The organism is Sphingomonas albertensis, assembly GCF_014358075.1.
Classification (GTDB): Bacteria; Pseudomonadota; Alphaproteobacteria; order Sphingomonadales; family Sphingomonadaceae; genus Sphingomonas; species Sphingomonas albertensis.
This window is the reverse complement of record NZ_JACONT010000002.1, coordinates 42005-65868: the sequence shown is the minus strand read 5'-3', so window position 1 is coordinate 65868 and position 23864 is coordinate 42005. Positions and strand designations below refer to the sequence as shown.

Genomic DNA, 23864 nt, shown 5'->3' with positions numbered 1-23864 from the left:
GGACATCGCTTGTAACCCTGGGTCCTGACTTTCGTCAGGATGACGGAAGAGGGTGGGGCGGATGATGGGGAGCATCACGACGTCGTCCCCGGTGCAACGCGGGGCTGGACCGTCACCGTTGCGGTGCGGCCCACGATCAGCTGCGTCCCTTTCGGCACGCTGGTCAGCTTGACCCGCACCGGAATACGCTGCGCCAGCCGCACCCAATTGAAGGTCGGGTTGACGTTGGGCAGCAGGTTCGTCGTGTTCGTCCGCTCGCTGTCGTTGATCCCCGCGGCGATGCTGTCGACGCGGCCGTGCAGCGCTTGTGGCTCGCCCATCAGGTGGACGATCACCGGGTCGCCGAGATGAATGCTGCCGAGCTTGGTTTCCTCGAAATAGCCCTCGACGCGTAGCGAGTCGGTGTCGACGAGCGCCATCGCTTGCGTTCCGGTCGCGATATAGTCGCCGGGGTGGAGATCGAGGTTGGTGACGATCCCGTGCACCGTCGCGCGTACCGTCGTCCGCGCGAGGTTTAGCGCCGCGGTGGAGCGTGCGCTCTGCGCCTGGGCGAGTGCGGCGGACGCTGTGGCGACGCGCGCGACGTTCTGCTCGTGCGTCTCCTTCGCGACCAGATCGCCGAGCGCCAGATCCCGCTGCGCTTCGCGGCGCGCCTGCAACAGCGTCGCGCGTGCGCTCGCGATCGATGCATCGGACTGCGCCAGCGTCAGCTGGAAGCGCGGGCGATCGACCACGAACAGCACGTCGCCGGGCTTCACCGCCTGGTTGTCGTGCACCGCGACCTGCGTGACGAGGCCCGCGACGTCTGGCGTCACGCGGACGATATCGGCGCGGATATGCCCGTCGCGCGTCCACGGATCGGTCTCGTACCGCTTCCACAGCCACAGCGCGACCAGCACCGCGAGCGCGACGATGACGATCGTGACGGCGGAGCGGCCAAGCGGGGCGAGCAGGGACTTGAGGCGGGGGTTCATGCGGAAGGTCCGGTGAGCAGGGCAAGCAGCCCGAGGATGAGGAAGAACAGTGCGAGGTCGACGAGCGGCCGATACGTCACCAGGCGGTAGGCACCGGCGAACGCGAGCAGCCGCGTGGCGATGCCGGTGAGAAGCACGGCGGCGACCGCGAGCAGCAGTATGCTCGGCAGGTATACGCCGCCGATCGAGATCTCGCCGGTCATGCCGCCACTCCGGACACGTACCCATAGGCTGGCGCTTGCGGGAACAGGTTACGGCGCAGCGAGGTCAGCGCTAGCACGCCGATGCGGTGCCGATCAGGCGTGCTCGTGGCGAACCCGGTCATCGCCGCATCGATACCGGCAAGCAGGTCGGGTTCGGGCGGTGCAGGCTGATTGGGACGCAGCGCGCGGTAATGCGCGCCGATGCCGCGCAGCACGGGCGTGATCATCATCGCCTCGTCGGCCGTGCCGTCCAGCCGCATCTGTCGCAGTTCGCCGACCGAGACGCCGACGCGCAGATCGGTCAACGCATCGAGCAGCGGCTTGCCCGGATCCTCGCCTTGCGCTGCGAGTCTGGGTGCGAGCAGGCCGATCCGGTCGAGCATCCGCGCGATCCAGCCCGCCGCGTCGGGGCGGCCGGGCGAATCGCTGCGGTTTGCCAGCTCGCGCCAGCCCGCGCGGATCAGCCGCCGCGCGCTGGTGTCCGCGCCGATCGTCTGGAACAGGCCGACGGTGACGACCGCGAACAACGTGCCCACCAGCTGCGAGATGCCGCCGTTGAGGAACGCGTCGAAGCCGCCGCCATAGCGGTCGTTCAGCCCGACCGTGTTGAGCCCGCCGAGCAGGGCGCCGAGAGTCACCAGCAAGGTCGACGGGCGCGCGAGGAACACGCCTCCGATCAGCATCGGCGGCGCGAGTACCGCAGCCAGCGTCACGAAATCGGTCACGCGCGGCAGGATCGTGAAGGCGTACACGGCAGAGACGACGAGGCCGATGATCGTGCCATAGAAGAACGCCATGATCGCTGGTGCGGGATCGTCGCTGTTGCCGAACAGCGCGCAGCACACGCCCGCGATCAGCACCGCGCCCGCGCCGTCGCTCCAGCCGGTGCCGATCCAGAACGCGCACCCGAGCAGGATCGTCGTGACGGTACCCGCCGCCGCCCGCAGCGCGATGCCGCGATCGCGGTGGAGCGGTCGGCGGGCCGTCCGGGCCAGCAACCGAGCGACCGCCGGGGTGATCGCGGTTCGCGACGGCGAGCGCATCTGATCGCGCAGGTCGCGCGCGTTGCGGTGCGCGTCGACCAGTTCGCCGAGGCGCGCGAGCAGGCTCAGGCGAAGCGCGTCGCGCCAGATAAGCGTGGTGCCGACCGGCGGCTCGAGTGCCTTTGCGCGGGCGATCAGCGCATCGGCGGTCGCGCCCCGTCGCTCGACTGCGGGTGGATCGCGGAGCCATTCGCGCACGTCCTCGATCAGCGCGAGCGCCTCGGGGCGGGGGGCATCGGCGCCGCGGGTCAGCTCGACGATCCGGTCGTCTACCGCGCTCGCCAGCGGCAACAGCATCGACAGTTCCGCCTGGAGCGCACGCAGCGTCCGCACGCGGGGAAGAAGCCGCGCGGTGTCGAACGGCAGGTGGATGGAAAGCTGATGCAGCTCGTTGATGTCGAGCGCGAGCCGCCGCCGGTCGCGGTCGAGCTTGGCATCGGAGGCACCGGCGAGCGAATCGCGCGACCAGCGTTCGGCGTCCGCCAGGATCGCGTCGATCCGTCCGAGCAGCGCCGCGGTCACCGTCTGCGGGAAGACGAAGCCGTGGATCAGGCTGCCGCAGAGGATCCCGATCGTGATCTCCTGCACGCGCAACGCCGCGGTCGTGAAGATCGCGCCCGGTGCCGCCACCGACGGGAAGCCGATGATGCTCGCGGTATAGCCGGCCAGCAGGAACACGTACGCGCGCGGCGTCCTGTCCAGCAGCGAGATGTACAGGCACACGCCGAGCCAGAGCGCGAGACCCAGCGACAGCAGTTCGGGCGCGTTGACGAGGTTCGGCACCAGCACGACAGCGGCGATCGCGCCGAGCACCGTGCCCGCGACGCGGAACACCGCCTTCGACAGCACCGCGCCGGCCAGCGGTTGCGCGACGATATAGGATGTCGTCACCGCCCAATAGGGGCGCGTCAGGCCGATCCTGAGCGCGATGTAGTAGGCGAGGAACGCGGCGATCAGGCATTTGACCGAGAAGAGCGCTTCCTTCGCGCCGAACCGGGCGAGGATCATCGGGTCGGGCTCATCGCGCGCGATCCGCCATGAACCGCGCGCCGAGTTGCTCCGCCACGCGCAGGGCGGTGGCGAGGTCGTCGTCGGTGACGCCTTCGAGCATTTCGTGGCGCAGGGTGGTGAACTTCGCCTCGATCGTGGTGACGAGCGTGCGGCCGCGCTCGGTCAGGCGGATCCGGCTGACACGCGCATCGGCCGGATCGCGGCGGCGCTCGACGAGGCCGGCGGCGGTCATCTGGTCGATCGAGCGGACGAGCGAGGCCTGCGTCACGTCGAGCTGGGTGGCGAGATCGGTCTGGCGCACGTCGTCGCCGAGCCGGCCGACCTGGACCAGCGCCCATCCCGACGATGCGGACACGCACATGTCGCTGAGCGCCCGATCCGCTGCCTGACGCCACAGACGGGCGAGCGGCAGCAGGGTGCGGGCGTAGGAGGATTCGAGAGCGGCACGGGAGGAAGTCATTAGCGTGCTAAGTAATGGCGTTTACTTATGCTGCAATGCGGAATCCGTAGATGACAAAAAAGTTAAAAAGGCGCGCGCCCGCCTACGTCATCCTGACGAAAGTCAGGACCCAGAGCAAAGCAGGGCTGCGTTCCATTACATTGGGTCCTGACTTTCGTCAGGATGACGGGGGGGCGGCGGAGCGACTGATCGGACGGCGCGGCTCAGTCGAGCAGCGCGACGATCTCGTCGGCTATCTCGGCGGGCGCCCGCGACGCGGCGTCCTTCACGGTCGAAACGGTCGCCCACCGTCCGAGCAACCCAGCCTTCGCCATCGCGGTGTAGTTGGTCCTGACCCGGTCCTGCAGCCCGGTATCCGCCTCGTACGCGTCGAACGCATCGTCGGTGTAGGACCGCTTACGCTTCTTCAGGATCAGCCCGCGCGCGATCTCTGCCGGCGTGTCCAGATAGACCGACAGGTCGGGCTTGGGCAGCGCGAACGACCCCGTCTCCAGGTCGGCGATCCACGCCATCATCGCGTCCGCCTCGTCCGCCGGGACCTGCGCCGCCTGATACGCCATGTTCGAGGCGATGTAGCGATCGAACACCACGATTTCGTTCGCTGCCATCGTCGCCAGCAGGTGATCGCGCGACTCCATCCGGTCGAGCGCGTACAGCACCGCCGCCGCCTTGGGCGACGTGCCGCGCGGCAGCGTCCCGGCCAGCATCGCGCCAAGCGCCCAGCCGCCGACCGTCTCGGTATAGCGCGGGAACGACACGACGTCGGCGGTGCGACCGGCGACGCGCAACTGCTCGACGACCAATGCCGAAGCAGTGGCCTTGCCCGCGCCGTCGGCGCCTTCGATTGCCAGGAGGAAGCTCATTTGCGAGCCCTAGCAAGCCTTACCGGCTCACCAAAGCCTGCAAATCGATCAGCCCGCGCAGCAGCGACGTGCCGCCTGGCGAGGCGATGTAGCGCGGCGTCCAGTTCGGGCGGAACTTCTCCTTGTAGGCGCGCAGGCCGGCGAACCCATAGAACCGCTCGCCATGGCGGAAAAGGAACGCGGCGACCTTCGACCAGGTCGGCGACAGCCGCCGCGCGTCGATCCCCGACAACGGCGCCATCCCCAGCGAGAAAGTGCGATAGCCGTGTTCGTGGCCCCACAGCATCAGCCGCGTGAACAGAAAGTCCATGCCACCCTGCGGCATCGACTCGGCGTGGCGCATCAGGTCGACCGACAGCTCCTGCTTGTTCGGCGTGCCCCAGACATTGGCGAAGGCGACGATGCGCCCTTCGATCCGCACCACCGCGCAGTCGAACTTCGCCATATACCCCGGCTCGAACCGGCCGACGCTGAACCGCTTCTCGGCATGGTTCTTGTCGGCCAGCCACCAGTCGGAGATCGCGTGCAATTCGGGCATGATCGCGGGCATCTCGGCGGCGGGCACGACCGCGAACTCGGCGCCGGCGCGCTCGGCGACGCGGCTAGCCTTGCGCACGCTGCGCATGTCCGGCGTGTCGAGCGTGAAGCCTTCCAGCTCGACTGTCGCCTCTTCGCCGTATTTGACGAGCTTCAGCCCCATCTCGATCGCGATCGGCACGATCCTGAGGCCTATCTGGTACAGCAGCAGCCGGCCCTGCGCGGCATCGGCGCGGGCGCGGATCGCCCAGAGGAGCTCGGACCACGCCTCCGCCGGACCGATCGGATCGCCGATCACGATCCAGCTCGCGCCCTTCACCTGATACATCAGGAACGCGTCGCCGCTGTCCGACACCAGGAACCGCTTGTCGCCGGTAAAGGCCAGCATCGCGTCGGTGCGGTCGGCATGCGCGAGCGCCGCCTCGGCGACGTCGCGCGGCAGTTCGTCGTGGACCATCGGCACGGGTGCGGCCGCGAACAGCCGCCAGATCGCCGCGCCGATCAGCAACAGCCCGACCGCAAGACTGGTGCGGAGGAAACGCGAGGCGTTCGCGTCGGTCTCGAACCGCCACCACAGATCGCTCGAATAGCCGACATGGCGGTACGCGAAGAACCCGATCAGCACCGACAGGCCTATCGCGGCGCCGACGCCGACCAGCCATTCGGGCGACAGCGGCTCCGCGGTCAGCCGCGTTCGGCGATAGAAGGCCGCCCGCGTCCATTGCAGCGCGGCGGCGGTGAGCACGAGCACGGTCGCCTCCTCGTAATCGAGGCCCTTGGCGATCGACAGCAGCGTCCCCGTGACCAGCAGCAGCCGCGCTGCCCAGAACGCACCGTCGAGCCGCCGGTACAGCCCGAGCGCGACGAACAGCAGCATCACGCCGACGAGGCTCGCCGCGACATGCGCCATCTCGCTGATCGGCAGCGGCAGGACGCTCGCCAGCACGTCCATCCGGCCCGGCGCGGCGGGCAGCGCGCCCGAGACGAGCAGCATCGCGCCGCACATGAAGACCAGCACGCCCAGCAGCAACGGCGCCAGCGGCAGCGCGATCGCCAGCGGATCGGTGCCGCGTCGCTCCTGTCCGGCGGTGCGGTCGCGACGGCGCCATTGCCGGCCCTCGTGGAACGCCAGCAACACCGCCGCCAGGATCAGCGGCGCGACGTAATAGATGATGCGATAGGCGAGCAGCGCGGCGAGGATGGTCGCGTTGTTCTGCGGCATGGTCGCGATGATCACCGCCTCGAACACGCCGAGCCCGCCCGGCACATGGCTGATCAGCGCGACCACGATTGCCACCGCATAGCCGAGGAACAGCACCGGATAGAGGTCTGGCGAGGCACCCGGCAACAGCACGAACAGCGCCGCGCTCGCCGCGGCGAGGTCGACCGTCGAGACCAGCACGAGCGCCAGCGCCTGCCGTGCATCGGGCAAGGGCAGGCGCCAGCCGAACAACCCGATCGCCCCGCCGCGGCGATAGCGCAGGACGATCGCCAGCATCGCCAGCGGGATCGCGATGCCGATCGACCGCTCCAGCAGCGGCGGCATGGTCCAGCGGACGACCGGCAACATGCCTGGATGCAGTGCCATCGACAGGCAGGCGACGGTGATCACGCCCGCCCAGAACGTCACGCCGGCGATCAGGACGACGCGCGCGACCGCGGCTTCGTCGAGGCCCGCGCGACTGTAGACGCGGTAGCGCGCCGAGCCGCCGGTCAGCATCGCGAGGCCGAGATTGTGGCTGATCGTGTAGCTGGTGAACGAGGCGACCGCCGCGGTGCGCCACGGCAGCGGGTGGCCGATCACCCGGAGCGCGATCGTGTCGTAGAAGGTGAGCGCGATGTAGCTGACGACCGTCAGCGCGATCGACGCGGACAATTCGGGCCAGCCGAGCGCCGCGAACGCCGCGCGGACCTCCGACAGGCGGATCTCCGCGGTAAGCTTGTGGATCGCCGCGAAGCCGAGCACCGCTACCACCAGCACGGCGAGCGCAATCAGCGTGCCGCGGCGATGCGCGATCCAGTCGCGGATCCGGGCCCAGTCGCGGATCCGGGTCACGCGCGTCAACCGCGTCGCCACGTCTGCGTCTTGCACAGGAAGCCGCCGATCAGGCACCCCTTCACGTCGATCGTGTCCGCGTCGACCAGCGTCAGCGTCGATCCGAAAGTGCGGCCCATGTCGGGTACGAAGATCTGCCCGGACCATCGGTTGCGACCGCTTGGGCGGTATTCGCGCAGCAACGCCGTGCCGATCAGCTTGGGGGTGCCGCCATCGCGCGCGTCGCCTTGCGCTTCTTCGTCGGCGCGGACGACCCAGCCGCACAGTTTGCTGCCGCCGGTCTTGTCGGGGCAGGCACCGGTCTTCACCGCCACGCTGTTCTTCGGGTTATGCCAGACGCCTTCCACCGGGAAAGCCGGAGCGGGGGAAGCGGGAGCGGGGCTGCCCGCGGCCATCGCGAGCGCCATCAGTGCAGCAACCATCGGTCGATCCTCAATCCGCGAATACGAACCGCGATAGCACGTCGTAGAGCGCATCGGCGTCGCGGTGAAGCGGGTGTCCGCCGGGAAGAGCGACCCGCTGTGCATTGGCCTGAGTCAGCAACGGACACAGGCTTTCACTCTCGTCGACGCCCTGCACGCACAGCAGCGGCGCCCAGGTGAGGCGGCGGGCGGTCGGCACCGCATCGGTGGTCGGCGTCCAGTAATCGAACACTTCGCTCGGGGAGGCGCGGAACTGGACGGTGTTCTCGGGAACGATCAGCGCGACCTTGGTCACCTTCGCGCGCAGTTCGGGGGAGAGGTCGACCAGACCGACATGCAGCATGTCCGCACCGAACGACTGGCCTATCAGCACGACCCGGTCGGTCTGCCCGAACCGCAGCGCACGCTGTTCGGCGCGGGCGATCAGCATCGTGATGTCCGCACGCGTCCGCGTCTTGCGCAGATAGGTTAGCGTATTGACCGCGACCACCGGCACGCCGTCCGCCGCGAGCCGCCGCGCGATCTGCGGCGCCATGCCGATCCGGTAGCCGAGATCACCGGTCAGCAGCACCGCGGCGAATGGGCGCCGGGGCTTTGCCGGCCTCGTGATGGCGGGGACGTCGGTGAACAGCGGCCCCCCGAAATAGCCGAGCCAGCCCATGAAACCGGTCGCGGTGATCGCGACCAGCACCAGCGCGAGCAGGAATCGGTAGAGCCATATCATTCGCAACCGATTGCACGCCTTTGAATGATCGACAAATGGAGCAAGGATGACGTTTTCGTCATGGACGGATAAGGTGCATCGCATTCTGCCGACGCACCGGAATGGCCAGCCAAAACCTACCACCCCGGCGAAGGCCGGGGCCCAATTGGCAAGGTGGTCGTAACGGTGCGCGGCGCTTCGTTATCGCCGTCTCCCAATTGGACCCCGGCCTTCGCCAGGGTGGTAGCTTTGGCCGGGGTGGTAAGCTTCGCCGGCGAGGTAAGTTTCGGCAGGGGCGTAAGCTTCGCCCGAGCGGCAAGTTTCGCCCGTGGGGTATTCTATATGCCTGGGTGCGAGGCTCGCCCCTTAACCCGGCTCGTGCGCCAGCCGCTCATGATGCCGGATCACCTCGTTGATGATGAAGCGCAGGAATTTCTCCGAAAATTCCGGGTCGAGCTGTGCCTCCGCCGCCAGATGCCGCAATCGGGCGATCTGGCGTTCCTCGCGGCCGGGATCGGCCGCCGGCAGGCCGTGCGTCGCCTTGTGCCGGCCGACCGCCTGGGTCACCTTGAAGCGCTCGGCGAGCATGTGGATCAGCGCCGCATCGATATTGTCGATGCTCTGGCGGTATCCGGTCAACAGGTCGTCAGCCACCTACCTACCCTTTCCTTGGTTCGGCGCGCCTTTTGCGGGGCCGCGGCCGGATCGGCAAGGTGTCGCACGGCAGACTGGGGCAAGCCGGGGCACGCCGAGGGTCGGCAAGGGTTGCTTTGCAGGGGCATAGGCGGCAGAGGCTCGGGCAGATGAGCGCTACCGTCCACCGCCTCGACACCCTTCGTCCCAATCCCGAGTCACAGCCCTCGCTGGACCCGATGGTCAAGCTCGTCACGGGCGATATGGACCAGGTCAATGCGGTCATCCGCGGCCGGATGCAGTCCGAGATACCGCTGATCCCCGAACTCGCCGGTCACCTGATCGCGGGCGGCGGCAAGCGGATGCGGCCGATGCTGACGCTCGCGAGCGCGCAACTGATCGCTTATAGCGGTACGCAGCATCACCTGCTCGCCGCCGCGGTCGAGTTCATCCACACCGCGACGCTGCTCCACGACGACGTCGTCGACGGCTCCGACCTGCGCCGGGGCAAGCGGACCGCCAACATCATTTGGGGCAACCCTGCCAGCGTGCTTGTCGGCGATTTCCTGTTCAGCCGTAGCTTCGAACTGATGGTCGAGGCGGGCAGTCTCAAGGCGCTCAAGATCCTGTCCTCGACCAGCGCGGTGATCGCCGAGGGCGAGGTGAACCAGCTCACCGCGGCGCGGCGCGTCGATCTCGGCGAGGAGCGCTATCTCGACATCATCGGCGCGAAGACCGCGGCGCTGTTCGCCGCCGCCTGCCGGATTTCGGCTGTCGTCGCCGAGCGCCCCGAGGCGGAAGAGGCCGCGCTCGACGCGTATGGTCGCAACCTCGGGATCGCGTTCCAGCTGGTCGACGATGCGATCGACTATGTCTCGGACGCGGACACGATGGGCAAGGACGCGGGCGACGACTTCCGCGAGGGGAAAATGACGCTCCCGGTGATCCTGGCTTACGCACGCGGCTCGGCCGAGGATCGCGCGTTCTGGAAGGATGCGGTCGAAGGACGCCGCGACAGCGATGCCGACCTGCAACACGCGGTCCGCCTGATCCGCTCGACCCGCGCGATCGACGACACGTTCGCGAGGGCCCGCCATTACGGCCAGCGCGCGATCGACTCGATCGGCGGCTTCGCGAATGGGGACGCCAAGGACGCGATGGTCGAGGCGGTCGAGTTCGCGGTCGCCCGCGCGTACTGACGATCTAGAGGACCGCTGATCCGGTCTGCGGTAGCGTAGCCTCGACGGCTTCCGGCTTCTTGCCGAACAGCGCGCGGTCCGCGGGGCCGAACGCGTATTTCCACAGGATGTAGAGATAGGTCGCGGCGATCGCGGGTTCGCCGACCGCGAGTTCGACCCATTCGTAGCGCTTGGGCAATGCGGTGAACGCGCCACCGACGACGATCGCGGCGCCGGCTGCCCAGACCAGCGGCCAGCGCCACGGCGAGACCTTCGCCCCGAGGAGATGGCCGAGCAGCTTCGCCTTGATGATCGAGGTCACGCCCACCGACAGCATCAGTGCGATCGCCGGGCCTGCCGCCTGGTAATTGACCGGATAGCCCAGCGCGCGGATCGTGAATATCAGCGCGAAGCTGAGGCCGACCTGGAACGCGAGCATCGCCGCGGAGATCATCAGGTTACGGTGGCGGGCGATGTAGACCAGCGCCGATTCGCTGACGGCGCCGGTCGAGGCGAGCACTTCGGCGGTCAGCAGGAACGCGAGCGCGGCGGTGCCGGCGACGAACTGCGGCCCGACCACGCCCATCACCGCTTCACCCGGGATCGAGCCCATCAGCGCGAGGCCGCCTTGCGCCGCCATGATCCAGAACGCGACCTGGCGCACCTGGTTGGCGATCGCCGCGCGGTCGTTGATCGCTAGGCTGTGCGTGATGACGGGGCCGAGGATCGGGTCGAAGCTGGTCTTGAGCTTCTGCGGCAGGCTCGCGACCTGTTGCGCCATGTAATAAATGCCGACGATCTTCGGCTCGAACATCACGCCGAGGATGAAGCGGTCGACGTTGCGGCTGCCCCATTCGAGGATGTCCGCACCGGCGAGCGGTATGTTGGCGCGGGCGAGCGCATAGAGGGGGCGGAGCTGGGGTTTCCAGCCGCGCGGCACGCCGTAGCTGCGCAGGAACGGCACGAGGCTGGCGATCAGCGCTGCGGTCATCGACGCGACGTAGCTGAGGACCAGGCCGTCGCGGATCGTGAAATAGGAGAACGCCCAGGCGGCGATCGAGATCGTCCACGGCTCGACCACCGCGCGCGCCGTCACCGCGGCCTTCACGTTTAGGCGGTAGGCGAGCGCGGCGAGGCTGACGTCGGACCAGGCGATCGCGACGATGATCAGCGGCAGGAACCGGTCGAGCCCGGTGATCGCGCTGTTCGGATACATGATCTGCGGGAACGTACAGAGGACCGCGCTGGCGATCAGCGAGGCGACGAAGGCGACCGCCATCGCGTCCCAGACCACGTTGGCATGAGGACGGTCGGCGCTGCTGAGCGCCTGGGCGAGGCCGCGCTTCAGGCCTAGCGTGGCCAGAAGTGCCGCGAGTTCGACGACCACGACCGCGATGGCGAACCGGCCGACGAGGTCAGGTCCGTAGATGCGGCCGGCGATGAACAGGAAGGGGATGCGCGCGGCTAAGCGGAGGACGAAGCCGGCGATGTTGGTCCGACCACCCTTGGCGAGCGTGTCGATATCCTGAGAGGAATTTGCCACTCTACTGTTTCAAAACCCAAATGCTTTTCGAACCTGCAGTTCTAAGGCCCAACTTACCTGTGCGCCGCAGCTGGTTCGCAGCCCAGCGGATGTCGTACTGCCAAGAGTAGAATGCATCATCGGAATTTTTGAGATCGGTTTCGTGGTTCGCCCAAACGTGTTTGGCAACGTCAAGGATAAGCCCTTGGCCGCCGCCAAGATCGCCAAGCGCTTCTCGGACCCACAGCTGCAATTTCTCTCGGTAATGCATAGCCATCTCTCCTAGTGCGCCGCGCCCCAGCTAAGGCCCGTTCCGATCTCAATGCCGAGGGGGACGTCGAGCGTCACCGCGGGCAGTGCCGCCGTCGCCATCACGCGCTCGATCACCGGCTTGGCCGCGGCGACGTCACCTTCCGGTAATTCGAACACGAGTTCGTCATGGACCTGAAGGAGCATGCGGACATTGGGCAGACCCGCTTCGAGCAACGCCGGTCCCATCCGGACCATCGCGCGCTTGATGATGTCGGCGCTCGTGCCTTGGATCGGCGCGTTGATCGCGGCGCGTTCGGCGCCTTGGCGTTCGTGCTGGATCTTCGAGCGGATGCGCGGGAAGTGCGTTTTGCGCCCGAACAGCGTGGTGGTGAAGCCGCTCGCGCGCACGCTTTCGGTGGTCTCGACGATGTAGTTGGAGATGCCGGGGAAGCGATCGAAATAGCGGTCGATCATCGCTTGCGCCTCGTCCGCCGAGACGTCCAAACGCCCGGCCAGGCCCCAGCGCGAGATGCCGTAGAGGATCGCGAAGTTGATCGTCTTCGCGCGGCCGCGGGTGTCGCGGTTTACCTCGCCGAACAGTTCCTGCGCGGTGAGGCTGTGGATGTCGTCGCCGTTCGCGAACGCGGCTTTGAGCGCGGGGACGTTGGCCATGTGCGCGGCGAGCCGCAGCTCGATCTGCGAGTAATCGGCGGCGAGGATGACGTTGCCGGGCTCGGCCACGAACGCATCGCGGATCTGGCGGCCGATCTCGGTGCGGATCGGGATGTTCTGGAGGTTCGGATCGGTCGAGGACAGCCGTCCGGTCTGCGCACCGGTCAGCGAGTAGGACGTGTGGACACGGCCCGTCGCGGGGTTGATCTGCGCCTGCAACGCGTCGGTGTAGGTCGATTTCAGCTTCGACAGCTGGCGCCAGTCGAGAACCTTCCGCGCGATCACCGCGCCGGGCGAGTCCTTGTCGGCGGCGATCCGCTCGAGTTCGGTGACGTCGGTCGAATAGACGCCGGACTTGCCTTTGCGACCGCCCTTGATGCCCATCTTCTCGAACAGCACGTCGCCCAATTGCTTGGGGCTGCCGATCGTGAAGGGACCGCCGGCGAGCGCGTGGATTTCGGTTTCGAGGCTCGCCATCTGGCCGGCGAACTCGGTCGAGAGTTTCGACAGTTTCGCGGCATCGACCTTGATCCCGTGCATTTCCATCTGCGCAATGACGGGGACGAGCGGGCGGTCGACCATCTCGTAGACGCGGGTCGAGCCTTCCGCGGGCAGGCGGCGCTTGAACCGGCGCCACAGGCGGAGCGTCACGTCGGCGTCCTCGGCTGCGTAGCGCGTGGCGGCCTTGAGATCGATTTCGTTGAAGGTCCGCTGCGTCTTGCCGGTGCCGACGACGTCCTTGAACGCGATGCAGCTGTGCGAGAGATGCGTGGCCGCGAGTTCGTCCATGCCGTGGCCGTGCAGCCCGGCGTCGAGATCGAAGCTCATCACGATCGTGTCGTCGAACGGCGCGATCTGCACGCCGCCGGTGGACGCGTAGGCGCGATCCAAGACGATCATGTCGTATTTGAGATTGTGGCCGATCTTCAGGACGCTCGGATCCTCCAGCAACGGCTTCAGTTTCGCGAGCACGAGCGCGCGATCGAGCTGGACCGGGTTTTCCGCGAGCAAATCCGTTCCGCCATGCGCAATAGGTACGTAGCAGGCGAGGTTCGGATGCAGCGCCATGCTGATCCCGACGAGATCGGCACGCGTCGCGTCGATGCCGGTCGTCTCGGTGTCGATCGCGATCCAGCCTTGGTGCTTGGCCACGGTGATCCAGCGATCGAGCGCGGCTTCGTCGACGACGGTTTCGTAATCGTCGTGCTTGCAGGGCTCGTCCTCATCCATGTCCGCGACGACGGTCGATTCGGCGACTGGCGCGTCGGCGACGGCGGACAGCTTGGCGAGCAGCGACTTGAAGCCGTGATGTTCCAGGAACGCGCGCAGGGGGGCGTCGGGAATGCCCTTGAGTTCGAGATCCTCCAACGGTTCGGGCAGCGCGACATCGCATTTCAGCGAGACGAGCACTTTCGACAGCCGCGCCATGTCGGCATGCTCGATCAGATTGTCGCGGAGCTTGCCCTTCTTCATGCCGTCGGCGGCGGCGAGCACGGATTCGAGATCGCCGTGTTCTAAGATCAGTTTTGCCGCAGTCTTCGGGCCGACACCGGGGACGCCGGGGACGTTGTCGACGCTGTCGCCCATCAGCGCGAGCACGTCGCCGAGCTGCGCCGGGGTGACGCCGTGGAATTTCTCCGCGACGTGCTCCGCGCCGAGCCGGCGGTTGTTCATCGTGTCGTACATGTCGAGCCCGGGCTCGATCAGCTGCATCAGATCCTTGTCGGAACTGACGATCGTGACTTCCCAGCCCTGCGCGAGCGCGGCCTTCGAGTAACACGCGATGATGTCGTCGGCTTCGAGTCCCTCGGTCTCGATGCAGGGGAGGCTGAACGCCCGCGTGGCGTCGCGGATCATCGGGAACTGGGGGACGAGGTCCTCGGGTGGGGGAGGGCGCTGCGCCTTGTACTTGTCGTAGAGATCGTTGCGGAAGGTCTTCGACGATTTGTCGAGGATGACCGCCATGTGGGTCGGACCGTCGGCCGCGTGGACCTCGTCCGCGAGCTTCCACAGCATCGTCGTATAGCCGTACACCGCGCCGACCGGCTCGCCATGCTTGTTGGTGAGCGGCGGCAGCCGGTGATAGGCGCGGAAGATATAGCCGGAGCCGTCGACGAGATAGAGATGGGGCATCGCGCGCGGTCTAGCGGATGCGCGGGCGCGGACCAATGGGCGATGCGTGGCTGTTGGGTATCAGGTGGGGAGAAAAGCGGTGGGGTGTTTGGCTGGCTTTTAGCGGTCCCGCGCAGAACACCACCCCGGCGAAGGCCGGGGCCCAATTGGAAAGGTGGTCGTAAATACGCGCTGCGCTTCGTTAACGTCGTCCCCCAATTGGGCCCCGGCCTTCGCCGGGGTGGAGGAGGAAGGGGTAGCGGAGGTTTCGGGCGTCTCCGTTATCTCAATCCTCCCTCGCCAGGGGGAGGTGGCACCGCAGGTGACGGAGGGGGAGGTTACGGAACATCGGTTACCCTTCTCCTCCCCCTCCGTCTGGCAAGGGCCAGCCACCTCCCCCTGGCGGGGGAGGATCGTTCGCGCCCCTTACTTCTTGATCAGGCCGATCTCGACCAGTCGCTCGTACAGATAGTCGTGCGCGGTGATCGGGTTCGGATAGCGGTTCGCGTTGTCCGGCGTGATCGTGCCCGGCAGCGTCTCGATCAGGAAGTCCGGCGCGGGGTGCAGGAAGAACGGCATCGAATAGCGCGAATGGCCGCGGCGCTCGGGGGGCGGGTTGACGACGCGGTGCGTGGTCGACGGCAGCACGTTGTTGGTCAGCCGCTGGAGCATGTCGCCGACGTTGACGACCATCGCGCCCTCGGGGGGCTTGATCGACAGCCAGCGGCCGTTGGCGCGGTCTAGCAACTCTAGCCCGGCTTCCTCGGCCCCAAGCAGCAGCGTGATGAGGTTGATGTCCTCATGCGCGCCGGCGCGAACGCCTTCCGCATCGGCGGGGATCGGCGGGTAGTGCAGCAGACGAAGGATGCTGTTGCCGTCCTTCACCGCAGGATCGAACCAGTCGGGCTTGAGCTTCAGGTGGCGCGCGATCGCGGACAGGAGCTTGTCGCCGGCGCGGTCGAACGCGGCGAAGAGTTCGAGGAAGACCGGCTTGAACCCCTCGGGGCGGGTGGGCCAGACGTTCGGCGCCATCGTGTCCGCATAGCGATGACCCTCGGGGAGTTCGCGGCCGACGTGCCAGAATTCCTTGAGGTCGACGACCTTGGCATCCTTGGCGATCTCGGTCTTGAACGGCGTGTAGCCGCGCGCGCCGCCGCCGCCGGGGATGTGATAGCCGCGCTTCTCGTCCTCGGGGAGATCGAACAACAGCTTGGTCTCGGCCCAGGCGCGCTCAATGAGGTCGGCGGGGATGCCGTGATCGGCGACGATCGCGAAGCCGTACCGTTCGAACGATTCGCCGAATGCGGCGGCGAACCCATCGGGGTCGGTGTCCTGCGTGGCGAGGCTGAGCGTCGGGACCTGAGCGGCGGGGGTGTCGAGCATGGTTTGTGTCCGGATTGGGGGATGCCCGATATAGGGGATTGGCGAGGCGGTGCCAAATGCCTGGGTTAGGGTGAGTTAGATTTTGAGTGTCCAATGATCCTCCCCCGCCAGGGGGAGGTGGCTGGCACTAGCCTGACGGAGGGGGAGGGCACGGAGCAGGCGTTGCACCTTCCTCCCCCTCCGTCTGGCAAGTGCCAGCCACCTCCCCCTGGCGGGGAAGGATTGTAGACTAGCCGCTGATGACGATCGTGCCGGTCGCCTTGTCCTTGCCGTCGGGGGCGAGTTCGAGGCGGAAGGGTTTGTTTTCATCGGTCGTGCCGATCAGGTTGGGGCCCTCGGAATGCACTTGGTAACCAACCTTGCCGAGCCGCCGTGCGAACCAGTCGCGGACGATCGTCGGGGTCGCAGGGCTGGCGAAGGCCACGCGGAGGCCGCCGGCCTTATCGTCGCCGACGATGTTCAGCGTCTTGATCGACGATCCCGGGTACAGTCGCACGCCGTTGAGATCGAAATTGCCGGTATCGATCTTGATCTTCGGCAGCTTCACCGAGCCCTGGAAGCCGGGGACGTCGATCTTCATCTCGCCAGTCTCGCCGTTGATCGCGCCGAGGACGTTGTCGCCATCGGCGTTGATCGACACCGACGCGCCTTCGTTCGACCGGTCGCAGGCGGACAGGGCGAGCAGGCCGGCGGTGGCAAGGATCAGCGAGCGGATCATATCGATCTCCAGGTGTATTGTGGTTGCAATACAGATAGGGTGCGTGGTCCTATCCGGCAATCCCGCAAGCCCCGTTACGGACGTGTGCGGCCGGGTCGCGTTGCGACGGTTAGCGGGTTTCGCGCGACCGCCCGAGCGGGTAAAGGCGCTCGCATCATGAACACCCAGGATCCCCAATCCGACGCGCCGGCGATGCGTGGCGCGCCGATCGGCTTCGTCGAATTCGTCGCGCTCGTCGCCTCGCTGATGTCGCTGACCGCGCTCGGCATCGACTCGATGCTGCCCGCGCTGCCCGCGATCGGCGACTCGCTCGGCGTCGTGTCGGAGAACAGCCGCCAGTTCGTGGTGACCGCGTTCGTGATCGGCTTCGGCGTCGCGCAGCTCGTCCACGGGCCGCTTGCGGATCGGTTCGGGCGGCGGACGGTGCTGCTCTGGTCACTAGTGCTCTACATCATCGCCAACGTCGCCTGCGCCACCGCGGGAAGTTTCACGTTGCTGCTGGTGGCGCGGGTATTCGGTGGCGCGGTGATCGCCGCCGCGCGCGTCGCGACGATCGCGCTGGTGCGTGACTGCTATCACGGGCGGGCGATGGCGCGGGTGATGTCGATCGCGTTCATGGTGTTCATGATTGTGCCGATCCTGGCGCCGACGTTCGGCTGGACGGTGCTCCAGTTCGGCGATTGGCGTGCGATCTTCTGGACGGTCGCGGTGCTGACGCTGGGCGTGCTCGTCTGGTTCTATCTGCGGATGCCGGAGACGCTCGCGCCCGAGAACGTCCTGCCGATCACGCCGGGACGGATCCTGAGCGACTGGCGGCAGACGCTCGTCGACCGTAATTCGCTGGGCTACACGCTCGCCTCGACCGCGTTGATGGGCGCGCTGTACGGCTATCTCAATTCGATCCAGCAGATCATGGCGGACGTGTTCCACAAGCCGACGCTGCTCGCGCTGATCTTCGCGACGACGTCGGTGACGATGGCGGCGTGCAACCTGCTCAACTCGCGGATCGTGATGCGGCTGGGGACACGGCTGATCAGCCACGGCGCGCTGTCGCTGCTGATCCTGGTATCGCTGGTCCACCTGTTCGCGATCGAGATCGGGTTCGAGACGCTGGTCAGCTTTGCGGTCTTCCAGGCGCTGACGCTCGGCTGTTTCGGGCTGGCGACGTCGAACTTCTCGGCGATGGCGATGGAGAATATGGGCCGCATCGCCGGCACTGCGTCGAGCGTGCAGGGGTTCCTGAGCGTCACGGTCGGCGCGGTGATCGGCGCGCTGATCGGGCAGGCGTTCGACGGCACGACCGTGCCGCTGGTCGCGGGGTTCCTCGGCGCAGGGTTGGCGGCGCTGCTGGCGATCCTGGTCACCGAGCGAGGGCGCTTGTTCCGGCCTGCGTCCACCGCGCCCGCGCGTGCTTGAAGGAACCACCGCGCACGTCCACCGTTCGCATCCGGTAGGCTCGCAACACGCGGGCGTCCTGGAACGAGGGAGTGTGACCATGGGCGGACATCAGGTGCCGAGTGCCGGTTCGGGCGACGACGGTTATGACGAAGAGGGCTATGACGAGAGCCAGCGCGCCGAGATCCTCGAGGCCACGCGCAACGGGCCGAGCGACGGCATCATCCTGACCGACCTCGAACCCGATCTGGGCGAAGACGACACGGACGACGAGTCGATCGACGAGACCAAGATGGACTCCGAAGAGGTCGGCGAGACCGACGCCTCCGTCACTATGGACGAAGACGACATGGACGAGGACGACGTGCAGGACGAACTCGACGATGGCAGCATCGATGACGACGAAGACCTGGACGATGCCGACGACGTTGCGCTGAAGCCTTGATCCGTACGCGACGCGCCCACGGTGGGCGCGTCGCTATCCGCCCGCGTTCGCCAGCACGGCGAGATCGCGGGCGTCAAAGGCCGCGCCGGTTGCGTCGGTCGGTTGCGCGGTGGCCGCTCCCGACGGCGCGTTGGTCGGCGGTTCCGGGGCATCGGCTGCTACGTCATAGGCGGTCCACAGGATCCCTGCCGACCAGAACAGAGCTGCCCAGCGGCTGCGAAAAAGACGCGAAAATCCCATTTATGCTGCGTTGCACACAGAGTCTTGCCGCTCCGTGATCGGATAGGCTTAACGCGGGTCCGGACTGCTTTTTGCCACTTTTCCGCTGTATTTTGACAGTCTGGCCGCCATGATTGACATGGTTCGTTCATCCAAATGACAGGAACCGTTGCTGTAACGCAACACCCCGGAACAGTTCCCTGAATGTGACATTTTTTGTGCAACCATGTGCCCGCCGGCCTGTTTCGACTTGCCTGGACCAAACCGACGCACCGTGCAGTCGGGGATCCACGCAACACACGGTATAAGGTCAAATTCACATGCGTAAGCTTTCCCTGGCAATCGCCCTCGCCGCTGCAACGGTCGCAGTTCCCGCCTTCGCGCAGGACATGTCGGCACCGGCCCCCACCGACAACAGCGCGCAGCCCGGCGAGGCAGCGGCTCCGGACGGCTCGAAGGCATTCGGCATCGAGCCGTACTTCGGCGTCATGGGCGGTTGGGAGCAGTTCGACAACGAGCGCGGCCACGGCATCCCGCAGGCGCTGAACGCCGACAACTCGCTGCGTCGCGGCTACAAGCCTTCGGGCTCGCTGGTTCAGGGTGTCCTCGGCGTGAACATTCCGCTCGGCCCGGTTTTCGTCGGTGCTGAAGGCAACGTCATCAAGGGCATCGAAGGCAACATCGATTGGGAATATGGCGCAGCAGGCCGTTTCGGCTTCCGCGCTGGCGACAGCGGCCTGATCTACGGCAAGGTCGGCTACCAGTGGGTGAATTTCGACAAGTTCTCGGCACGGTCGACCAACGGTGGCGACACCGGTCGTGACTACAGCGCGATCACCTACGGCATCGGCGCAGAAGTCGGTCCGCAGAGCATCGGCCTGAAGGGCATCACCGGCAACGCAGGCTTCCGCATCCGCGCGGAGGTCAACACCTTCGGCGACGCGCAGAGCTTCCGTCCGATGCTCGGCATCATCACGCACTTCTAAGCCTTTGCCTCGCAAGAGGTACAAGCTGGATGCGTAACGGGGGCGGGGAGTGGCTAGGGCCATTTCCCGCCCTTCGTGCGTCTGGCGTCCGGGGCGTGTCGAGTGGGTGACGTGTCGGAAGTATGGGCCCTCGCACGGTTCCGGGCATGGGTCCCGAGCAGGGTGCCCCGAACATGGGACTGCGAGCATGGCGGTGCTTGTGGCGGGATCGATGACGGGTGCGATTTTCGGCACCGCGTCGGCCGGGATGTGCGGGAGCGGTGCCGCGGGCCGATCCGGGCCTGACCGACGCATGCAGGACAACGAGTTCGCCGTATCCGGCCGGTACTGCCCGGCATCGACCTGCTAGCCGGCTCGCGCGCGTTGGATTGGCGTATCAGAGGGTGAGCAGGTAGTTCTGTATCTGCCGGGCATTTGGCAGACTGACCGACCGGTTTGACGGTCCTCCGGTGTGCGCGCCTGATGTTTCGGGACGGAAAGTTTACCGCGTCTCACGGTCGGCAACTTCATCCGGCACCTGGCGAACATCGGCATGGGGTCGGCAGCGCGGAACCGTCCTCGGCCAGCTTGGGTCGGGTGAGCGATGTTCACGATGCGTTCGCCTCGTTTCCGACTCCGCTCGCCGCAACGCTGAGGCTGGCGAGGGTGACATCCTCGCGCGCGCGCGTACGCGCGGGGGACGATGGAGTATGTGTTTGATTTCATGCGGTTGCTGGGCGGCGATCGCGCCGGCGCCACGCGCCGCGGTGGGGCGGCGCGCCGTCCAGTGCCCGGAGTCCTGCTGCAACTCCGTCTGGTGTTCTACGGCGTGCTGCTCGGGCTGATGATGCCGGTGATCCGCCAGATCGACTGGTCGGCGCTGGTGCCGCCCGGACTGAAGATCGAATGGCCGACCGGGTTCGGCATCGCCTGGCCCGCCGGGCATTTCCGCGTGCCCGGCGGCTGGGGTTGGGCCGACGACGGTGGCAAGGCGGAGGCGTCCTCCGCTGCGGCAGCCGCTGGCGCTGCGGCCAACGCCGGTGGCGCGACCGCCGCTACCGGCACTCTAGCCACCGCAGCGGGCATCGCCAGCGCGGCGTCGACCGCCGCCGCATCTGCGCTATCTGGTGGCAAGCCCGTATCGGCACGCTTCACGATCTGCGGCCACGCCAAGCGGATCGACTGCATGGTCGATGGCGACACCTTCTGGATGGCCGGCACCAAGATCCGCATCGCGGACATCGACACCCCCGAAACCCACCCGCCCCGCTGCGCGCGCGAGGCGCGGCTGGGCAAGGCCGCGACGCTGAAGATGCAGGCTATGCTGAACGCCGGCCCGTTCACGCTGACGCCGATCAAGCGAGACGTCGACCGCTACGGCCGAAAACTCCGCATCGTCGAGCGCGGCGGGGTCTCGTTGGGCGCGGTACTGGTTCGTCACGGCCTCGCGCGCCACTATGGCGGCGGCAAGCGCTCGCCTTGGTGCTAATTATATCAAACGTAGCAATCTACGTTGTTCGTCGATGATCGGATCGAAAAGTCTTATATCCTCAAGTAGCAGAAACGCGATGCCTTACTCGGCGTTCGCTTCGAAGATTGGCAAATTCCTGTAGTCCTAGGTGAACTTTAAATCGCTCGGCTTTACTGTCGAAGTTTTGATCGGGCTGCTTATACTTCCAAATCCAGTCGGTTCCGCCGCTCGGCCTTGGACGAAGATACGCTATCACGGAATAATTATAGAGAATCTCAAGCGCTCGCTCATAGTCTGAAATAGAGTTGCCTTCGGAGCGCCGGGCTTCGTATTTTTCTTTAAATGCAATCTTTTCAAATGTGAGGTATCCGATATCGCCGATTGCGCGGATCGCTTCCTCCCACTTAGGCCAATGCGCCTTAACCTCGTCTTCAAGTTCGCCTTTGAAATACGATGAATACGCTGCTCTGACACTTGAAACATCGCCATTCGATATCAGAAAATCAGGCTTCTTTCGTTCAAGAACTAGATTTATATATGCGATGATATCACGAGGGCGATCATGTGTACGACCGACGATGTAATCCCATTTTGGTTGATTTCCCGGCATTTGCTGGTCATCTATCAAATCTGAAAAACTGTAGTCAGATTTAGCAAGGCTCTTTATTCTCACATTTACCAAATCAAGAAGAGTGTCTTTGCTCCAAGAAAGCCTTTGCGATGCCCCGTAAGTAATCTTATTACGATCTGAAAATGCAAAGGCCTGCCAGATATCCTCTCGAAGATAAACAAAAGGCTGGATGGAGGCGCTTTGGCCGCCGAGAGATCTTCTGACAGATTGGGCCGCCAGCACGAGTCCGGCGATCATCAGTTCACGATCTCGTTCAAGTTTTTCGATGCCGGAATCAAGTTCGTCGAAATGCAACGTTATCTTCGGAGATTTCCTGCGCCCCATAACTTCTTGGACAAGATTAAGTATCTCGTCGGATACGGCATCAATTACATATCCGAGCTCTGATGCCTCTTTCGATAAGCTCAGTGAACCTAGGCTATTGCCGGCTAGCTTAGGTTCGATCGTTGCAGCGGAAAACTTGAGGCGCTTAATTGAAAAAACATTAGCAAGATCGACCTTGATATTGCCATAATTTTCTTCAAAAAAGGATCTTAGCTTTCGTGCGGCGTCGCCTATTTCCTGCGGATATTGTTCAAGTATTGCAGATGCGGCTTGAGTGGCAATGACGTACCGCCACGAAGCGACATACGCTTCAATGTCACTACTTCGTTTATCTTGAACCGCGGCATGAACGTTCCAAGCATACGATCTAAGATTTAAAGGCTTAGAAAGTGGGTCGGCATCGTCCTTCGTGAAATGCCGAACAAGTGCTGTTTTACCCGCGCCCTTTCTGCCCAAAACAAGGTAAACGCGATTTTGTGCTACCTTTGACGTCGCATCAGTTGCGAGGAAATACTGAAGAACAGCATCTTCCTCAGCGTTAACCTCGCCAATGGAATGTAAATTTTGCAGCGGCTTGGGTAGCACGTTCATCGATTTTACTCCGCCGCAACCGAGTCGCTGAACATATCCCGAACTTCACTCAGGTCCACGTTCGCAGCAGGACCTTTCTTCGCGGTCTGGCGCTTGTCGAAGCTGTCCCAGACGTCGTTCCACTGGCCCTTGGTCGCGGCCTTCGAATACTCTGTTGCGCGCTGTTCGAAGAAGTTGGCGTGCTCGACGCCGTTGAGCATTGGGGCGAGCCAGGGTAGCGGGTGCTCGTCGATCATGTAGATCGGCTTCAGGCCGAGCTGCGTCATGCGCCAGTCGGCGATGAAGCGGATGTACTTCTTGATCTCCTTGGGGGTCATGCCGTTGACCGGGCCCATCTCGAAGGCGAGGTCGATGAAATTGTCCTCGAGGCGGATCGTCGTCTGGCAGACGTCGGCGATGTCGTCCTTGACCGCCTTGGTCAGGCACTGGCGCTCCTGACAGAAGGTGTGGAACATCTTGATGATGCCCTCGCAGTGCAAGGACTCGTCGCGGATCGACCAGGTGACGATCTGGCCCATGCCCTTCATCTTGTTGAAGCGCGGGAAGTTCATCAGCATCGCGAACGAGGCGAACAGCTGGACGCCCTCGGTGAAGCCCCCGAACATGGCGAGTGTGCGGGCGATGTCCTCGTCATTGTCGACGGTGAACTTCTGCATGTAATCATGCTTTTCCTTCATCTCGGCATATTCGAGGAAGGCGCCGTACTCGCTCTCCGGCATGCCGATGGTGTCGAGCAGATGGCTGTAGGCGGCGATGTGGACCGTCTCCATGTTGCTGAACGAGGTCAGCATCATCTTGATCTCGGTCGGCTTGAACACGCGGCCGTATTTCTCGTGGTAGCAATCCTGCACCTCGACATCGGCCTGCGTGAAGAAGCGGAAGATCTGCGTCAGCAGGTTGCGCTCGTGATCGCTGAGCTTCTGCGCCCAATCGCGGCAATCCTCGCCCAGGGGCACTTCCTCGGGGAGCCAGTGGAGCTGCTGCTGGCGCTTCCAGAACTCGAACGCCCAGGGGTATTCGAACGGCTTGTACTGCTTGGAGGCGTGAAGGAGGGACATGGGGTAAGCCTTTCGGGGAATTG

The 23864-nt window shown here is 65.3% G+C and carries 21 protein-coding genes; 5 read left to right on the top strand and 16 right to left on the bottom strand.

The features are described 5' to 3' along the window. Positions 1 to 74: 74 nt before the first annotated feature. The 9 genes from H8S47_RS01500 to H8S47_RS01460 form a co-directional block, all read right to left on the bottom strand. Positions 75 to 974: an efflux RND transporter periplasmic adaptor subunit gene (locus H8S47_RS01500; RefSeq protein WP_107963793.1), complete on the bottom strand. Its 900-nt coding sequence runs from the start codon at positions 972 to 974 to the stop codon at positions 75 to 77. Further along, on the bottom strand, positions 971 to 1177 hold the full coding sequence (locus tag H8S47_RS01495) for a DUF1656 domain-containing protein (RefSeq protein ID WP_107963792.1): 207 nt from the start codon (positions 1175 to 1177) through the stop codon (positions 971 to 973). Before H8S47_RS01495 ends, H8S47_RS01500 begins: the two co-directional genes overlap by 4 nt. Next, positions 1174 to 3228: an FUSC family protein gene (locus H8S47_RS01490; protein ID WP_187502172.1), complete on the bottom strand. Its 2055-nt coding sequence runs from the start codon at positions 3226 to 3228 to the stop codon at positions 1174 to 1176. The genes H8S47_RS01495 and H8S47_RS01490 overlap by 4 nt, the downstream gene beginning before the upstream one ends. Before the next feature lie 10 nt (positions 3229 to 3238). After that, positions 3239 to 3691 (bottom strand): MarR family winged helix-turn-helix transcriptional regulator, encoded by a 453-nt coding sequence (locus H8S47_RS01485; protein WP_187502171.1) that lies wholly within the window; start codon positions 3689 to 3691, stop codon positions 3239 to 3241. Positions 3692 to 3894: 203 nt separating this feature from the next. Next, positions 3895 to 4554, bottom strand: a complete 660-nt coding sequence (locus H8S47_RS01480) for a nucleoside/nucleotide kinase family protein (RefSeq protein WP_187502170.1) — start codon at positions 4552 to 4554, stop codon at positions 3895 to 3897. A gap of 19 nt (positions 4555 to 4573) precedes the next feature. Next, positions 4574 to 7183: a bifunctional lysylphosphatidylglycerol flippase/synthetase MprF gene (mprF, locus tag H8S47_RS01475; RefSeq protein ID WP_328805389.1), complete on the bottom strand. Its 2610-nt coding sequence runs from the start codon at positions 7181 to 7183 to the stop codon at positions 4574 to 4576. Further along, positions 7153 to 7569, bottom strand: coding sequence for a DUF2147 domain-containing protein (locus tag H8S47_RS01470; RefSeq protein ID WP_187502169.1), 417 nt, complete (start codon positions 7567 to 7569; stop codon positions 7153 to 7155). The genes mprF and H8S47_RS01470 overlap by 31 nt, the downstream gene beginning before the upstream one ends. A 10-nt stretch (positions 7570 to 7579) precedes the next feature. Beyond that, positions 7580 to 8293, bottom strand: coding sequence for an AcvB/VirJ family lysyl-phosphatidylglycerol hydrolase (locus tag H8S47_RS01465; RefSeq protein WP_187502168.1), 714 nt, complete (start codon positions 8291 to 8293; stop codon positions 7580 to 7582). Between the two features lie 345 nt (positions 8294 to 8638). Then, positions 8639 to 8926, bottom strand: a complete 288-nt coding sequence (locus H8S47_RS01460) for a chorismate mutase (protein ID WP_187502167.1) — start codon at positions 8924 to 8926, stop codon at positions 8639 to 8641. 149 nt (positions 8927 to 9075) lie between these two features. On the opposite strand from H8S47_RS01460, the gene H8S47_RS01455 reads away from it, so the two are divergent. Continuing rightward, positions 9076 to 10104: a polyprenyl synthetase family protein gene (locus H8S47_RS01455; protein ID WP_187502166.1), complete on the top strand. Its 1029-nt coding sequence runs from the start codon at positions 9076 to 9078 to the stop codon at positions 10102 to 10104. Positions 10105 to 10108: 4 nt separating this feature from the next. Here H8S47_RS01455 and H8S47_RS01450 read toward each other — a convergent pair whose 3' ends face one another. From H8S47_RS01450 to H8S47_RS01435, 4 genes are all read right to left on the bottom strand, one after another. After that, positions 10109 to 11626, bottom strand: a complete 1518-nt coding sequence (locus H8S47_RS01450) for a lipopolysaccharide biosynthesis protein (RefSeq protein WP_187502165.1) — start codon at positions 11624 to 11626, stop codon at positions 10109 to 10111. Between the two features lie 261 nt (positions 11627 to 11887). Continuing rightward, positions 11888 to 14662, bottom strand: coding sequence for a DNA polymerase I (gene polA / locus H8S47_RS01445; protein WP_187502164.1), 2775 nt, complete (start codon positions 14660 to 14662; stop codon positions 11888 to 11890). 405 nt (positions 14663 to 15067) lie between these two features. Then, a complete protein-coding gene (locus H8S47_RS01440) occupies positions 15068 to 16024 on the bottom strand; it encodes an isopenicillin N synthase family dioxygenase (RefSeq protein WP_056055084.1) in 957 nt (318 codons plus the stop codon). A 229-nt stretch (positions 16025 to 16253) separates the two neighbouring features. Then, the gene (locus tag H8S47_RS01435; RefSeq protein WP_187502163.1) at positions 16254 to 16742 is read right to left on the bottom strand and encodes a hypothetical protein; all 489 of its coding nucleotides are present in this window, start codon (positions 16740 to 16742) and stop codon (positions 16254 to 16256) included. 156 nt (positions 16743 to 16898) lie between these two features. Between H8S47_RS01435 and H8S47_RS01430 the strand changes: the two genes are divergently transcribed. Further along, positions 16899 to 18158, top strand: coding sequence for a multidrug effflux MFS transporter (locus H8S47_RS01430; RefSeq protein WP_187502162.1), 1260 nt, complete (start codon positions 16899 to 16901; stop codon positions 18156 to 18158). A 79-nt stretch (positions 18159 to 18237) separates the two neighbouring features. Further along, positions 18238 to 18582, top strand: a complete 345-nt coding sequence (locus tag H8S47_RS01425; RefSeq protein WP_128455202.1) for a DNA primase — start codon at positions 18238 to 18240, stop codon at positions 18580 to 18582. Positions 18583 to 18615: 33 nt separating this feature from the next. On the opposite strand, the gene H8S47_RS01420 is transcribed toward H8S47_RS01425, so the two are convergent. Next, positions 18616 to 18822, bottom strand: coding sequence for a hypothetical protein (locus H8S47_RS01420; protein WP_187502161.1), 207 nt, complete (start codon positions 18820 to 18822; stop codon positions 18616 to 18618). 299 nt (positions 18823 to 19121) lie between these two features. On the opposite strand from H8S47_RS01420, the gene H8S47_RS01415 reads away from it, so the two are divergent. Then, positions 19122 to 19787, top strand: coding sequence for an outer membrane protein (locus tag H8S47_RS01415; protein ID WP_187502160.1), 666 nt, complete (start codon positions 19122 to 19124; stop codon positions 19785 to 19787). Between the two features lie 691 nt (positions 19788 to 20478). Then, complete coding sequence (locus H8S47_RS18710; RefSeq protein ID WP_328805386.1) at positions 20479 to 21255, top strand: thermonuclease family protein; 777 nt, start codon at positions 20479 to 20481, stop codon at positions 21253 to 21255. 61 nt (positions 21256 to 21316) lie between these two features. On the opposite strand, the gene H8S47_RS01405 is transcribed toward H8S47_RS18710, so the two are convergent. Together H8S47_RS01405 and H8S47_RS01400 are read right to left on the bottom strand one after the other, a co-directional pair. After that, positions 21317 to 22783 (bottom strand): P-loop ATPase, Sll1717 family, encoded by a 1467-nt coding sequence (locus H8S47_RS01405; RefSeq protein ID WP_187502159.1) that lies wholly within the window; start codon positions 22781 to 22783, stop codon positions 21317 to 21319. 5 nt (positions 22784 to 22788) lie between these two features. Then, positions 22789 to 23841 carry a ribonucleotide-diphosphate reductase subunit beta gene (locus H8S47_RS01400; RefSeq protein ID WP_187502158.1) on the bottom strand — a complete coding sequence of 351 codons (1053 nt, stop codon included), beginning with the start codon at positions 23839 to 23841 and terminating at the stop codon, positions 22789 to 22791. Positions 23842 to 23864 lie beyond the last annotated feature (23 nt).